Below are 14,720 nucleotides of genomic sequence, written 5' to 3' on the forward strand. Positions count from 1 at the left end.
GCCCCGTGCGCGGGAAGCTAGCGGGCCGAGGTGTCGGCGACATGATCACGCTCGATGCCATAGTAGCTACCCCCGTAATATTGACCGCCGATGCCGATACCGGGCGTCGCGCGGTTGAGGGAGGTGAGCACGACGCCGCAGGAATCCAGCTGATGCATGGCTCGCTCCACCGTGCTCGCCGGGGTGCGATCGGCCTCCACTACCATCACGACCTGCCCCATGTGCGTCGCCAGGACGCCCGGCTCGCTGGTGGCCAGCAGGGGCGGGGAGTCGAACAGGATGATGCGATCCTCGTACCGGTCATGCAGGTCATCGACCAGATCCCGCATCACGTCGCTCGCCAGGATCTCGGTCGAGCGTCCGTGGGGGCGGCCTGCCGGCAAAACGGTCAGGTTTTCCACGTTGGTTCGCAGCAGGACATCGGGGATCTGGATGTCGGGTTCGCTGAGGACATCCATGAGCCCGAGATCAGCGTGAAACCCAAGTGTGCGGGGGATAGCCGGTCGTGATACATCGGCATCCACCAGCAGCACGGTGCGCTCCAGCTCCATCGCCATGCTCAGGGCCAGATTCACGCTGGTGAACGTCTTGCCTTCCCCCGGCAGGGAGCTAGTGATCATGATCAGCCGGCCCTTGGGCACACGCATCGCGGCATGACGCCCGAATGCATTGTTCAGCAGGGGGCGTTTCATCATGCGGAACTCTTCCGCCACGCTGGAACGCTGATCCCCCGGAACGATGAGTCCCTGCTTGCGCAGCCAGGCAAAATCGATGCTGACTTCCTGCGACACCGGCTCTCGCCAGCGTTCGGGCTCGCGCGCGGCGGCTTCGGGGGCGGCCGCCTGTTCGGCCGTTTCTTCAGGGACCGGCTGACGCGCCCGGTTCTTGTCCAGTGCCTTCTCGATAATGCTCATTATGCTGTCAGCCCCTTGCCGGCAACCGACTCCGTCGAGTCGGCCGGTTCCCTGAAAGATAGTCGGCACGCCACCGAATTGCCGGGGCATCCCATCCCGCACCTGCGCGGTTCCGTCATCGCAACAGCCCCAGGAGATCGTCCAGAAGGGCTTCCGATCCGGTCGCGTAAAGTCCCATAACCACGGCATATACCAGCACCAGCGTCCCCAATGCGGCGGTGAACACCATCAGCTCGGACAACCGGCGATGGCGGCTCATCGGCGTACGCACCCGCGAGACACTGCCCAGAACCGGGCGGCCGGTGACCGCCGCCAGCTGCTGGCTGCTACTGATCGTTCGGCGCAGCTGCGACAGCAGGAACGCAAAGCCGGTGCCCGCACCCAGACCGACCAGGAGTACGGCCGTGGCCAGCATGGGTCGATCCGGCGAGGCCGGCGCTGTGGGCTGACGCGGCGGCTCGAGCACACGGAAGTCGACCGCGTCGGTCTGGCTTTCGACGGCCCCCGACATCACCGCCTGCTCGCGGCGATCCTGCAACTGGCGATAGGAGTTGCGCATGACGTCGTAATTGCGGGTCAGGGAGGTCAGCTCGGACTCCACCGCCGGTGCGCGATCCACGTCGCCCTCCAGCCGCGCAACCCGGTCCTCGAATTCGGCGATCCGGGTCGTCAGTGACGCGATCTCGCTTTCGGTTTCGCTGATGGCATTTTGCAGTACCTCGTTACCGCTGCCCGGGCGCTGGATCGCCTGCGGGTTCTGCGTCTCTTGTTCACGACGCGCCTCCAGCTCCTCCAGAATGCGCCGTGACGAGACCAAATCCGGGTGCTCGTCGGTGTAGTGCAGACGCATCGAATCGATGCTTTGCTGCAGGTCGCTGATACGCCGATCCAGCTCCGCGTTCTCGTAACTCCCCGGTCCGCTTCCGGCTCGCCGCACGAGGGTTTGCAACCGGCTCTGCGCCTCCCGCTTTTGCAAGCGTGCTTGCTGCAGCTGGTCACGGGTGCGCTCCAGACGCGAGTAAAAGTTTCCGTCGCCGCTGAGGAAGCGCGCATTGTCGCGCTTGAACTGCTCGATCTTGGCCTCCTTCTCCTGCAGCTGCTGCTCGTAGTTATCGAGCTGGCGCTCGATGAACTGCTGCGAGGTGGTGAGATCGAGGCGCGAGTCGCCCATGCCGCGAGCCATGAACAGATCGACCGTCTCACGAACCACGCGATAGGCCACCTCGGGGTTTCCGTGACGGAAACTCACGCTGTAGATGTTGTCGCGCTCGCCGACGTCCAGCGTCAGCCGTGCGCGCAGCAACGCGACCTGGGCATCCAGGTTGGAGTTGCCGGTCAGAACGTCGAGATCGCTCTCGCGGGCGATCTCCTCGAGGTTGTCACGGCTGAACAGGGTACGAGTGATCATGCGCAGGCGCTGCTCGGTGTTCGGCCGCACCGTCATCCCGCGCAGCAGCGGATCCAGCACCGACTGGGTATTCACATAGACCCGGGCATCTGCCTGATAGGTATCGGGCAGGTTGTGGGCGTAGGCCCAGCCGCCCAGACAGACCAGCCATGCAATGGGCAGGATCCACCAGCGCTTGCGCCAAGTGGAGCGAACATGCTGCCAGAGCTCTTGAACGATCTTTTCCATACAACCCAGCTTCCCGCCGACCGCACCGGCGCCTGGTAGCGCTCGCGGGCCGATCTGCTAACAAATACCTGCCCCCCCGGACGCGTCTGCCTTGCGCCGGGACCCCCCGGGCTCGACACCGGCGTGCCGGTGAGGCCGGGTTGGGAGAAATCCCAGGTTCATTGAAGTGGGTTTGCCAGGAACTGTCCACAGATGTCGGGATTGTTTACAGCTGGCGAACTGACGGGCAAATCACGGCGCAGGGGGCTCGCGCGAGGATGAGCGAATCCCTGTCATTTCTGTGCACTGGTACAGAGTTTGCTGCTGCACACACAGGGTAGAGTTTCACAACTGCAGCGGCCCCTGCACCGACCATCAAGGATCGCTGATGAGTCACGAAAAGTTGGCACTGGAACTCGCGGACTTCTGGTTCCCGGCAATCGCAAACGAGACCTGGGGTCAACGTCTCCGCATCCTCGACGAGATCCATGGCCAGCTATACCAGGACCTGGAAACCGCCGGGGAGTACGAACAGGTCTCCGCCAGCTTCGTCGCGGCGTTGATCAACCGGCTGGGGTCGCCCCCGATCACCGACCCGGCACAGGCACAGATCTACGCCGGATCGGCGGAGGAGCAGCACTGGGGCGCAGCCATCGCGTGGCAATTCGGCGAGGGACAAGAGGCCGACGAGGCCACTAGCGAGCAGAAGGAACGACGGCGCTGGCCGCGCGAGGCGGTCAACCTGCGCACGGAAATGTGGATCCAGGGACGGCCGGCTCACTGCCGTCTGATGGACGTCTCGCGCTCCGGCGCGCGCGTCATGCCGCTGCGCTACCAGCCGCGGCCGCCGCCCGGGACCGCCATCCGGGTAATCGTGCCGAATGGCGGCGCGCGCGACGGCGTCGTTGTGTTTTCCAGCCCACGGGGGGTCGGGCTGCAGTTCGCGAATGCCGCCGCCTGAAGCGAGCGGCTACTAATCCCCAACCCATGGGAGCAGACAGATGAATCACTGGATGGCCACTCAGGCAGAAATCGCAAAAGCGTCCCCGCAACCGCTCGTCGCGTCCGATTTCGGACGCGCCCTATCAGATGGGTAGCCCCGGCCGGATCCGCACCTACCTCGCCCGGTCGGAGGCCGCCCGACGCATTCATTACCGGCTGCGTTACGAGGTGTACTGCCGCGAAACCGGGTTCGAACCCGCCGAGCAGCACCCGGAGGGCATTGAGCGCGACGCCTACGACGAACATGCCGAACACTTCCTGATCAGCCACGAGGGTCGCCCGCCGGAAACGCGCTGGGTCGGCGCGATGCGCCTGATCCTCCCGGGCAAGCGCCCACTGCCGACCACGACAAACTGCCGACTGTTCCCGGAGGTGGAGGCCGACGCCGATGTTCCGGCAGTGGAAGTTTCGCGCCTGATCGTACGCGGGGCTTCGCCCGAGGTGCTTTATCACCTGTGTCAGGCCTCGCAGGAATACGCACGACGGCATGGATACCTGCGCATGTTCTTTCTGGTGCGCCCGGCGCTCGCGCGACTGCTGCGATGTCATGGCCTGCCCGTCGAGGTCTGTGGCTCGCCGCACCGGCATCGCGGCACACGCATACCCTGCCTGACGCACACGGACGAAGCGGGCGAGGCCCTGAAGGCCTGGCGGCAGCGATTGCAGCTTCCGGCACTTTCGGAAGTTCCGCACTACACTGCATGGGAGAGTCCCGGACCGGAATGCACGCCGCGCCATGCGGATGCTCCCGAGCCATGGGGTCCGCCCTCGGATACGGCGGGGCTTGTAGCAGGAGGGAACTAGTCGTGGAAAACGACTCGGTGGTGAGTGCATTCAATCGGTACTTCGACCTCTCCACGCGTACCGGGCAAAGCCTGGAGGAGATCCAGCATCTTCGCTATCAGGTGTACTGCAAGGAGTTCGGCTTTGAGCGCGAGGAAGACTGCCCGGGGCACAAGGAGATCGACGAGTACGATACCCAGGCCTGGCACTGCCTGCTGGAGCACAAGCCCAGCGCCATGGCGGCCGGATGCGTTCGAGTGGTCCATGTCGACGCCCATGACCCGATCACGCAATTGCCGATGGAACGCCATTGCAGCGAGAGCTTTTTCGACAGCGCGTGGCGTCCCGACCGGCTGGACCGCGACAACATCTGCGAGGTATCCCGCCTCGCCGTCCACGGCATGTTTCGGCGGCGCCATGGCGAGACCGCCACACCGTTCGGCGACATCGAGGCACTGGAAATTTCGCCCGACCAGGTTCGCGTATTCCCGATCCTGGCGGTCAGCCTGTTCGTGGCCGCCACCCTGCTCTGCGTGCACCACCGCAAGCAGCATGCCTTTGCCATGATGGAGCCAGCACTCGCCCGCATCCTGCGCCACACCGGACTCGAGTTCACCCAAATCGGCGAGATCGTGCACTATCACGGCAAGCGTGCGGCATTCTATATCGATTCCGGGGAGGCGTACGAAAGCATCCGGCGATCCAGTGCCCTGAGCGAGCTGTGCCGGCACGTGGAGTCGACCCTGCTGCGCAGACCACATCCACTCCCCACCGCGATGCCGATGAAGGCCATCCGGTCACGCGCTGCCCCCATGCGCCCCAAAGTCTTGCCGGCCGGGCGGACGTGGCGCCCGCAACCAACGAGACCTGAAAATGGATACCACGGGTTGAGGAATTGAGCTCCGCCTTCGACTACCAGACGGCATTCGCCCGCACCGTCGGCTGGGTGACCACCAGCGAACTGCAGCGGATGCGTGGGGCGCGGATTGCAATCGCGGGCCTGGGCGGTGTTGGCGGTGCCCATCTGCTGACACTCGTACGCCTCGGGATCGGCCACTTCCGCATCGCTGATCCGGATATCTTCGAACTGCACAACATGAACCGCCAAGTCGGGGCGGCCCTGTCGCGCCTGGACCGGCCCAAGGTCGAGGTGCTGGAAGAGATGGCCCGGGACATCAACCCGGAGCTCGAGATCGACGCGTTCCCGCAGGGCATCAGTCCGGACAACCTCGATGCGTTCCTCGCAGGCGTGGATGTCTATGTCGATGGCCTCGACTTCTTCGCCTTCGACATCCGGCGCCAGGTGTTCGCGGCCTGCGCCGAGCGCGGCATCCCGGCCGTCACAGTGGCGCCCCTCGGTATGGGGGCGGCGCTCCTGAACTTCCGTCCCGGCGGTATGGGCTTCGATGCCTACTTCGACCTGCACGACGGCCTGGACGACGAGGAGCTGGCGCTTCGTTTCATGATTGGCCTGGCCCCCGCCATGCTGCAGATGGGCTACTTGGCCGACCCGACAGCCGTCGACCTGGCCGCGCGGCGCGGGCCCTCCACGCCCATGGCCTGCGACCTGTGCGCCGGCGTCATGGGAACCGAGGTGCTCAAGCTCTTGCTGGGCCGCGGGACGGTCACGTGGGCCCCGCGGGGCGTGCATTTCGATGCCTACCGCCAGCGCCTGGCGCGGACGTGGCGCCCGGGCGGCAACCGCAACCCGCTGCAACGCCTGCTGATCCGCATGGCCCGCAAGCGACTGCACGCCCAGCGCGCCCAACAGCGGGCCGCAAACCCGGGAGTACAATGACGCCATGATGACCCGGATCGCCATATTCGCCGGCACGGCCCTGCTGCTGTCGGCCGCCGTCCTACCCACCGCGGCCCTGGCCGAGGAATCCGCGGCACGCGATCTGGCGCGCGCGGTGCACGAACGCCCGGACGGCGACGACGCCGTCACCCGCGGCATCATGACCCTTACCGGCGGCGGCCGCCGCGAGCGGGTACGCGAAAGCTACGAATACCGCCTGGAAGGCGACGAGCCCGGCGCCAGCCGCAACCTCATCCGCTTCACCTCGCCGCGCAACATCGCCGACACCGCCATCCTGATCCACAACCACCCCGGGGGTGACGTCGATCAGTGGTTGTATCTCCCCGCCATCCAGCGCGAGCGCCGCATCAGCAGCGAGAACCGGGGCGGCAGCTTCGTGCAGTCGGAACTCTATTTCGAGGATCTGGAAGACCGCGAACCACACAAGGACCACCATCGCATCCTGGGCGAGGAAACCTACGAAGGGGCGCCCGTCACTATCCTCGAAAGCATCCCCGTGGACTCCGGCAACTCCGTCTACAGCAAGCGCGTCAGCTGGATCCACAAGGAGACCCTGCTGCCGCTGCGAATTGACCTGTACGAAGGGGGGGACGAACCGTCCAAACGCCTGGAGGTCCAGCGGATCGAGGACATCCAGGGCTACTGGACGGTCACCCGCAGCGCCATGACCGATCTCGCCAGCGACCGCACCACCATCCTCGAGGTCGAGGACGTGACCTACAACAGCGGGCTGCCGAGCGAGTTGTTCACCATCCGCGGCCTGTCGGACCCGAGCCTTGCGCGCCCCTATCGCCCATAACGTCGACGGCCTCCGGGCTGGGGGGCACCCCGTCCTGGCCCTCGCCGCGTTGCTGGTGCTGGCCCCCCTGCCCCTGGCGGCCGCCTCTCCGGGTCCCTATACGGTTCAGCCGGGCGACACCCTCTGGGACTTGGCCGAGCACCTGCGCCCGGACGAACACACCTCCATCCAGGAAACGGTCCGGCTTCTGTTCGAGCACAATCCGCACGCCTTCACCGGCGATGAACGCACCCTGCAGGTGGGCGCCGTCCTGTCGAGCCCGGATACCCCTGCCGGCCAGGCCAGGGCCGCCGACCCAGCGAACGCCGCACCTCCGCGAGACCCCCAACCCACCGACTCGGCATCGGCGGACAGCGTTGCGGCCACCCCCGACGGCAAAACACGGCGCGAATTTGTCTTTGGCGACAGGCCGGACGAGGACACAGAGGCGGAAACCGAAACCGGCACCTCCGCCTGGGACCTGCGCGTCGACGAGGCGATGGTCGAACTCGGGGTCCTGGGCACGTCCGGGCGCCCCGTGGATTACGTGCAGCACGGGCGCGCCGTGGTCAGCGCCCGGCACAACCTGAACGAGGACTGGGACCTGCGCCTGGGCGCCCGCCTGGACGTCCAGGCGCAACAGGGTGGCGACTATCCGCGCACGACGCGGGCCCGCGCCGACTACGACGAGAACTTCCTGCGTTACCGCGGCGACCGCACGCGCATCACGGTCGGCACCCAGCGCATCCTGTGGGGACGGGTGGACGAGATTCCACCCACCGACCGGCTCAGCACCAAGGATCTGACCCGCTTCGGGCTGGACCCCTACGGCGAACGCCGCCGCGCGAATCCCGCCATCCGCGCGGAATTCTTCGAGGGGCCCTGGCACGCCGACCTGGTGTTCCTGCCCATCTTCCGGCCGGCGGAGCTGCCCGGTCGCGACAGCCTCTGGCACCCGGTGGACCGCAACCGCGGCCGCCTGCTGGGGCTGCCGCAGGACCCGGCGCTGGCGCCCCTGATCGAACAGGCCACGCTCGACGACGATGTCTCCGGCAACGGCGGCGCCGGGGTGCGGCTGGGGCGCTCCGGGCGGGGCGCCGACTTTGCCGTAACAATCCAGCGCGCCCGGCACTCGCAGCCCTACTACCGCTTCGATGCCGATACCCGCCAGGCCATCCTGACCGGCCAGCCCGCCGGCGACCCGACGCTGGAGGCCGTGCACCCGCGCACCTGGGTGGTCGGCGGTGACACCGCCTTTGCCACCGGCGCCTGGACCTGGCGGGCCGAGGCCGCCTGGCTCAGCGATGTACCGGTCACCCGCGCGGACGATCTGCGCCAGACCACGGTGGAAGGCGTCGACTGGGTGATCGGTGCCGAGGGCTTCCCCGGTGACGGAGATTTCCGCATGACCACGCAACTGGCCGGCCAGCACCTCCTGAATGCCGGGGACATGCTGGATGCCCGGGAGAGCTACTTCCTGACCGGGGAACTGGAAAGCCCGTTTGCCGGCCACAACTGGCGCGCCCGCATGCGTTACTCGGTTGGCCTGAACCGGCGCGACATCTACCTGAATCCGGAACTCGCGTGGATTGCCCGCGAGCCCATGGAATTTTATATCGGCCTGCACTGGCTGGACGGTGCCGAGGGTACCGCCGGGGGCTTCTATCGCGATAACCGCATGCTGGTAACGGGCTGGCGGGGTCAGTTCTGATGCGCTGGCTCCGGGGGCACCCCCTGCTCGCACTGGGCATCCTGGCCCTGCTGATCCTCCTGCCCGGCCCCGTTCTGCTGCAGGTCAATCTGGACAACGCCCCAGAATCCTATTTCCCCGAGGACGCAGCGGCCGTCACCTTCGATCGTGAACTGCGCGAACGCTTCCCCCAGGATCAGGTGCTGGTCGGCCTGTTCACCGGAAGCGATCTGTTCGAAGCGGACTTCCTGGAGCGCATCGATGCGCTGGCACGGGACATGGAGGCCGACCCCGCCGTCGAACGGGTGCTGTCGGTCACCACCCTGGATCACATCCGGGCGACGGCGGACGGCTTCACGGTAGATCGTCTGGTCGACGGCCGGGCACTGGACGAACGCACCCCGGAACAATGGCGCGAGCGGGTGCTGCGCGATCGCTTTGCCCCCGGACTGGTGGCCGGCACCGGAGGCGAGGCCCTCGCCGTGATCGTGCGCCCGCACGCCCTCGACAACAGCCTGCAACGCCTGCAACTGGAACGCCTGCTGCGCGACCGGATCGGCGCACACGACCTGGAAGACGAGCTGGCGGCCATTGCCGGACATATTGCCCTGGATGTCGCCCAGCTCCGGGCCATGGTCAAGGACCTCGCCTTCCTGGTTCCGGGCACCATGACCGTAAGCCTCCTGCTCCTGTGGTGGCTGTTCCGGCGCCCGCTGGTGGTCGTACTGTCCGCCGCCACCATCAGTGCGGTGACCGGCCCCGCGATCGCCCTGCTGATCCTGCTGGACCGCCCGTTCACGCTGATCTCCGCCATCCTGCCGCCGTTGCTGACGGCGCTCACGGTGGCGATGCTGATGCATTTCTTCAACGCCACGCTGCACGCCGCGCAACGCGGCCACCAGGGGCGCGCGCGCGTGGAAGCGGCGCTTGCCGCCGTAGCCCGGCCCACGTGGTTCATGGCGCTGACCACCGCGGCGGGGCTTGCCTCGCTGCAAGTCAGCAGCATCCGGCCGATCGAGACCTTTGGCCTGATCGGGGCCTTTGGCGTCCTCCTCGCCGCGGCGATTGTGCTGCTACTGCTGCCCGCGATCATGGGACGCTGGGACCGCGGCGACTGGCTCACGCCCAAGCGCGGATTGCTCCTACTCGATCGCGTGACCGCGCTGGCGGCACACCTGGCAATCCGCCGGGCTGGCTGGGTGCTGCTAGCCACGGCCATCCTCCTGGCCCTGGCGATCCCGCAGATCCGGCATGTCGAGGTCGAGACCGATCTCTACGCCTTCTTTGACGACAACCACTCGATTACCCAGGCCACCCGCGCGGTGGAGAGCGAACTCTCCGGGGTGATGGCACTGGAGGTGGTGTTCGACGGCCCGGACTGGGACAGCCTCCAGGATCCGGGCCGGCTGCAGGCGATCCAGCGCGTACAGCACTGGCTGGACCAGCGACCGGAGGTCGACTACAGCCTGTCCCTGCCGGACCTGGTCGCGGAGATGCACTGGGCCTTCAACGAGGAAGACCCGGCGTACCGCCGGATCCCCGACGACCCCAACCTGGTCGCCCAGTACCTGTTCATCTACGACGGCCGCGATCTGTTCGATGCCGTGGACCGCGACTTCGAACGCAGCCGCATCCTGCTCAACCTGAACGCCCACGGCGCCCGGTCCATCAACGCGCTGATGGACGATCTGCGGGGGTATCTGGAGGCCAACCCACCGGCCGATCTCGAGTGGGACATGGCCGGCATGGCAAGGCTGTTTGCGGATCAGGAACGCCTGCTGATTCAAGGCCAGCTCCACAGCCTGTATGCCGTGGCGGCGATGATCACGCTGCTGATGCTGCTGATGTGGCGCTCCGTTCCCCTGACCCTCCTCAGCATGATCCCCAACCTGGCACCGGTGGCGATGATCTTCGCCCTGATGGGCCTGCTGGGCATCTGGCTGGACATGGCCACGGCCATGATTGCCAGTGTCGCCATCGGGATCGCCGTGGACGACACCATCCACATCCTGCACAACTATCGCCGGCGCCGCGGGCGTGGCAGCCCGGTTGCCTGGGCACTCGCCCGCAGCTTCCGCCGCAGCGGTCGCGCGATTACCGCCACCACCATCGTGCTGGTGGCTCAGTTCCTGCTGCTTGCGCTGTCCGACTTCCAGCCCACGGCCGCCTTTGGCTGGCTGACCGCCTTCGGGCTGATCGCGGCCCTGCTGTTCGACCTGCTGGTACTCCCCGCCATGCTGGTCGTCGCGCATCGACTGTCGCGGGCGCGTACCGCCTAGGGAGACGCTGATCAATGCGCACGTCCGCGCTCGAGTCGACTTTGCGGGCTGACAAGGCGCGGCGAGTGAAGTGTAGCCGAGCTACATGAGCGAGCCGCAACGCGGTCAGCGGGCAAAATCGGCCGAGCCCCTTCGGGGTTGGGCCCCATTTTCCCCGATCCTGCGTTGCGCCGCTTGACCGTAGAATGACTACGGCGCTGCGCTGCGCGCCTTGTCTCGGGAAAAATGGGGCACCAACGCGGACGTGCGCATTGATCAGCGTCTCCCTAGGCCCGTCGCGCCCGCCAGACCCGACCGGTCCTTCGGTGTTCGCGTACCCCGCACATCACGCCCCACCCTCGCAAACGGCCCTTCGCCCCGATCCTTTGTCGATCCCGGGGCCTCCCGTGGCCCGTTGTCGATGGGCTTTACAAGGGGGTAATTTCCGACAGCTCGCTGATTTTATGGAACTTGTTGTCCATGGGCCCCTGCCCATCGGCCTGAAACCCCGAACCCACGCCAGCCTTCGTCGACCCCCTTTACAGTTCCGCCCCGGGATCGCGGGCAAACCACCCGCACGCGGCGGCGAATCCAAAACCCGCCGCTAAGCCCCAACATTTTCTATCGCACAAACAATGGGTTGTGAGCGATTAATTTTCGAGGCCGAAATTGGCACGGCATCTGCTTTGTAATAACTGCGACAACAACAGACTCGGCCACCAGGCCAAACCACGGCGATGGTTGAATCGTTTTAAATTGAGCATCAGGAGAATCCCTTGAACGCGAAAAAAGTACTTCTTTCTTCGCTCTGCGTCGGCATTTTCGCCGCAGGTGCGAGTACCGCGACGGCAGCGGAAGTGATCGACTTCGACATGAACCTCGACGCCACCGCGGGCTACAGCGGATCGGTCGAAAACGTCCGCCGAATCATGTTCGACCTGAACACCCAGACCTTCCAGTATATTCAGGACCCGAACAACCCGGTTCAGGTCGGCGATGTGTTCTATGACCGCGGGTACGGCGATGCCACGTCCTACCGGACCTCCACCAACGCGGCCGCACCCCAGTCCGGCGACATCCTTGGCAACGACTACTCCATGGGGCTCCTCTGGGACGAACTCCGCGGCGTGGTAACCGGCACCGATACGGTGGGCGGCAATTACGTCGTCAACGCCAACTACACCGCGGTGGGCACCGACAACTTCCAGCTGTTCATGTCCGGCGTGACTCCCGGTTTCGGTCAGGACTATGAAGCGGCGGCGGCACACTACAGCGCCGGCGAACAGATCATGGAGTTGGCCCTGCAGTCCGGGAACAGCATCCTGGAATTCGACAGCCAGGGCGGGGCCTTCATCGAAGGGACCTTCACCTTCGAATTCGAGGTGGTGAACGTGCTGCCGGGCTTCTGGTTTACCAGCGACGGCATCGACTTCGCCGACCTGCTGGAAGACGAAGAAGGCAATCCGACCTTCATCGTCTCGGCCTTTGCCAGCGCCGGCACCATCCAGGAACCGCCGCCGGAGACCTTCTTCGGTGACGATGCCAACAACGTGTACGGCGACACCCGCGAAGGCCAGTCCCTGTTCAGCGAAACCCAGTCCACCCACGATGGCAGCCTGCGCTTCGCAGTGCCGGAACCGGGCACCCTGGCGCTGATGGGCCTGTCCCTGCTGATCCTGGCCGGCTTCATCGGGGTCGGTGGCATCCGCCGCCGCTCCGCCTACCGCCAGGCCGCATAACCGACGCTAGAACGATTTCTAGTCTTGATGGCCCTCCCCCCGGGGCATCGAGTTGAGGGCTCCCTTCGGGGAGCCCTTTTTTTGTTCCGCGATCCGGGCCCGGTACTACAGCGGTCATGAACCCTCATGCGAACCAGCCGCCAACCGTCCAGTGTGCTGGTCCAATCATGGTGGGCACATCGATTGGTGGAATGATGAGCATGGGATCGAGGAGCTCGAGAAGCATGCTCTCGGTTGCCCCCCCCTCGTCGCCGTCCTGCAGGCTCAACGGACCGGTCACTTCCGGCTGGAGCTCCTGCAGACGCTGTGCCCACTCGAGCGCCTCGTCGTAGCGTCCTGTCTGCAACAGGTACAGCACCAGCGTGGTATCCACCTGCTGGGCCGAGGCCTCGCCGCCTCCGGCGGCGCGCAGCGCATCCAGACCTTCTTCCGTCTCCCCGCCCCGGAGCAGCGCCACCGCCAGCAATTCCTGGAGACCCTGCGAACCCGGGCTCGACGCAGCCGCGTCGCGCAACGCATTGATGCCGGCTTCGGAATCGCCGGCAACCAGCAGCAGTCGCCCGCGCAGCTCGGCCATGTCGGCCGGCTCGCCGGTGTAGTCACGGCTTGCCCGCTCCACGAACTGCAGGGCATCCTCCACGCGACCCTGTTCCAGATAGACCGCCGTCAGCGTACGAATACCCTGCAGCAACCCGGGGCTCTCCTGAACATAACGATTGAGGTTGTGTTCGGGCTGATCGCGGGCCTGCTGTTCGACCTGCTGGTACTTCCCGCCATGCTGGTCGTCGCGCATCGACTGTCGCGGGCGCGCACGGCCTGACCCCATGGCTTCTCGCGAGGCGCGACCGGTCCTTCGGTAGCCGCGCTCCCCCGCACATCACGCCCCCTCCCAATCGGCCCGTCGCCCCGATCCTTTGCCATTACCCGGGACCTCTTGTAACGCCCCCTGTCGATACGCCTTACAACCAAAAAAATACCCTCAACTTCCTGATTTTCTTTTATTTGTTCTCCATGCACCCCCTACCCGGCGGCCTGACGCCCGCAAGCCACGCCAGCCTCCGTCGACCGCCTTTACAGTTCCGTCCCAGAACTGGGGCCTATCGCCCGCACGCTGCCAACAATCCAATACCCGCCGGGAAAACATCAAACTTTCCCCCTACATAACAAAGCCTTACGAACGATCACTCCTCGAAGTGAAACTTGGCACGTTGTCTGCCTATAACAACTCGGCAGCAACTGAATTGGCCATCAGGCCAAGCCCCGGCGATGGTTAAATCGCTTCAAATTGAGCATCAGGAGAAATCCATGAACGCGAAAAAAGCACTTCTTGCTTCGCTCTGCGTCGGCATTTTCGCCGCAGGTGCGAGTACCGCGACGGCGGAGACGATCGACTTCGACATGAACCTCGACGCCACCGCGAACTACAGCGGATCGGTCGAAAACGTCCGCCGGATCCAATTCGACCTGAACACCCAGACCTTCCAGTACATTCAGGACCCGAACAACCCGGTTCAGGTCGGCGATGTGTTCTATGACCGCGGGTACGGTGATGCCACGTCCTACCGGACCGTCACCAACGCGGCCGCGCCCCAGACCGGCGACATCCTTGGCAACGACTACTCCATGGGGCTCCTCTGGGACGAACTCCGCGGCGTGGTAACCGGCACCGATACAGTCGGCGGCAATTACGTCGTCACCGCTGACTACACCGGGGTCGGTTGCTGCTTTTCGCTGTTCATGGCCGAACCGACCCCCGGTTTCGGTCAGGACTATGAAGGGGCAAGGGCACACTACACCGACGGCGAACTGGTCATGGAGATGGGCCTGAAATCCGGCAACAGCATCCTGGAATTCGACAGCCAGGGCGGGGCCTTCATCGAAGGGACCTTCACCTTCGAATTCCAGGTGGACATGGTACTGCCGGGCTTCTGGTTCACCAGCGACGGCATCGACTTCGCCGACCTGATCGCGGACGAGGAAGGCGCCCCGACCTTCCAGGTCACGGCCTTCGCCAGCGCCGGCACCATCCAGGAACCGCCGCCGGAGACCTTCTTCGGTGACGATGCCAACAACGTGTACGGCGACACCCGCGACGGCCAGACCCTGTTCAGCGAAACCCAGT

Annotated in this window: 12 protein-coding genes; 9 read left to right on the plus strand and 3 right to left on the minus strand. The window is 65.5% G+C overall.

Annotated features, from left to right (window positions below; genetic code table 11):
• Nucleotides 1-17: 17 nt before the first annotated feature.
• The gene (locus B0684_RS00380) at nt 18-914 is read right to left on the minus strand and encodes an XrtA-associated tyrosine autokinase (protein WP_018650670.1); all 897 of its coding nucleotides are present in this window, start codon (nt 912-914) and stop codon (nt 18-20) included.
• Nucleotides 915-1,029: 115 nt separating this feature from the next.
• The gene (locus B0684_RS00385; protein ID WP_018650671.1) at nt 1,030-2,550 is read right to left on the minus strand and encodes an XrtA system polysaccharide chain length determinant; all 1,521 of its coding nucleotides are present in this window, start codon (nt 2,548-2,550) and stop codon (nt 1,030-1,032) included.
• 367 nt (nt 2,551-2,917) lie between these two features.
• Between B0684_RS00385 and B0684_RS00390 the strand changes: the two genes are divergently transcribed.
• From B0684_RS00390 to B0684_RS00425, 8 genes are all read left to right on the plus strand, one after another.
• Nucleotides 2,918-3,490 carry a PilZ domain-containing protein gene (locus tag B0684_RS00390; RefSeq protein WP_018650672.1) on the plus strand — a complete coding sequence of 191 codons (573 nt, stop codon included), beginning with the start codon at nt 2,918-2,920 and terminating at the stop codon, nt 3,488-3,490.
• Nucleotides 3,491-3,618: 128 nt separating this feature from the next.
• The gene (locus tag B0684_RS00395) at nt 3,619-4,335 is read left to right on the plus strand and encodes an acyl-homoserine-lactone synthase (protein ID WP_018650673.1); all 717 of its coding nucleotides are present in this window, start codon (nt 3,619-3,621) and stop codon (nt 4,333-4,335) included.
• Between the two features lie 2 nt (nt 4,336-4,337).
• Nucleotides 4,338-5,213, plus strand: coding sequence for a PEP-CTERM/exosortase system-associated acyltransferase (locus B0684_RS00400; RefSeq protein WP_018650674.1), 876 nt, complete (start codon nt 4,338-4,340; stop codon nt 5,211-5,213).
• On the plus strand, nt 5,210-6,112 hold the full coding sequence (locus tag B0684_RS00405; RefSeq protein WP_018650675.1) for a ThiF family adenylyltransferase: 903 nt from the start codon (nt 5,210-5,212) through the stop codon (nt 6,110-6,112). The genes B0684_RS00400 and B0684_RS00405 overlap by 4 nt, the downstream gene beginning before the upstream one ends.
• Nucleotides 6,113-6,116: 4 nt before the next feature.
• Nucleotides 6,117-6,932 (plus strand): outer membrane lipoprotein-sorting protein, encoded by an 816-nt coding sequence (locus B0684_RS00410; RefSeq protein WP_018650676.1) that lies wholly within the window; start codon nt 6,117-6,119, stop codon nt 6,930-6,932.
• Nucleotides 6,910-8,622, plus strand: a complete 1,713-nt coding sequence (locus B0684_RS00415) for a LysM peptidoglycan-binding domain-containing protein (protein ID WP_026313109.1) — start codon at nt 6,910-6,912, stop codon at nt 8,620-8,622. Before B0684_RS00410 ends, B0684_RS00415 begins: the two co-directional genes overlap by 23 nt.
• A complete protein-coding gene (locus tag B0684_RS00420; RefSeq protein WP_018650678.1) occupies nt 8,622-10,880 on the plus strand; it encodes an efflux RND transporter permease subunit in 2,259 nt (752 codons plus the stop codon). Before B0684_RS00415 ends, B0684_RS00420 begins: the two co-directional genes overlap by 1 nt.
• Nucleotides 10,881-11,635: 755 nt before the next feature.
• Nucleotides 11,636-12,598 carry a PEP-CTERM sorting domain-containing protein gene (locus B0684_RS00425; protein ID WP_026313110.1) on the plus strand — a complete coding sequence of 321 codons (963 nt, stop codon included), beginning with the start codon at nt 11,636-11,638 and terminating at the stop codon, nt 12,596-12,598.
• Between the two features lie 124 nt (nt 12,599-12,722).
• Here the strand turns inward: B0684_RS00425 and B0684_RS00430 are convergent, their stop codons facing one another.
• Nucleotides 12,723-13,391: a tetratricopeptide repeat protein gene (locus B0684_RS00430; RefSeq protein WP_233123345.1), complete on the minus strand. Its 669-nt coding sequence runs from the start codon at nt 13,389-13,391 to the stop codon at nt 12,723-12,725.
• A gap of 512 nt (nt 13,392-13,903) precedes the next feature.
• Between B0684_RS00430 and B0684_RS00435 the strand changes: the two genes are divergently transcribed.
• Nucleotides 13,904-14,720, plus strand: an 817-nt coding sequence (locus B0684_RS00435) for a hypothetical protein (protein ID WP_077276930.1), incomplete at its 3' end; no start/stop codon positions are given.

The sequence above is a fragment of the Thioalkalivibrio versutus genome (assembly GCF_001999325.1).
In the GTDB taxonomy this organism is placed as follows: Bacteria; Pseudomonadota; Gammaproteobacteria; order Ectothiorhodospirales; family Ectothiorhodospiraceae; genus Thioalkalivibrio; species Thioalkalivibrio versutus.

What these genes read in the sequence shown, in the direction of transcription:
- B0684_RS00380 (WP_018650670.1), bottom strand. Translation starts at nt 914, where the DNA reads ATGAGCATTATCGAGAAGGCACTGGACAAGAACCGGGCGCGTCAGCCG.
- B0684_RS00385 (WP_018650671.1), bottom strand. Translation starts at nt 2,550, where the DNA reads ATGGAAAAGATCGTTCAAGAGCTCTGGCAGCATGTTCGCTCCACTTGG.
- B0684_RS00390 (WP_018650672.1), top strand. Translation starts at nt 2,918, where the DNA reads ATGAGTCACGAAAAGTTGGCACTGGAACTCGCGGACTTCTGGTTCCCG.
- B0684_RS00395 (WP_018650673.1), top strand. Translation starts at nt 3,619, where the DNA reads ATGGGTAGCCCCGGCCGGATCCGCACCTACCTCGCCCGGTCGGAGGCC.
- B0684_RS00410 (WP_018650676.1), top strand. Translation starts at nt 6,117, where the DNA reads ATGATGACCCGGATCGCCATATTCGCCGGCACGGCCCTGCTGCTGTCG.
- B0684_RS00420 (WP_018650678.1), top strand. Translation starts at nt 8,622, where the DNA reads ATGCGCTGGCTCCGGGGGCACCCCCTGCTCGCACTGGGCATCCTGGCC.
- B0684_RS00430 (WP_233123345.1), bottom strand. Translation starts at nt 13,391, where the DNA reads ATGCGCGACGACCAGCATGGCGGGAAGTACCAGCAGGTCGAACAGCAG.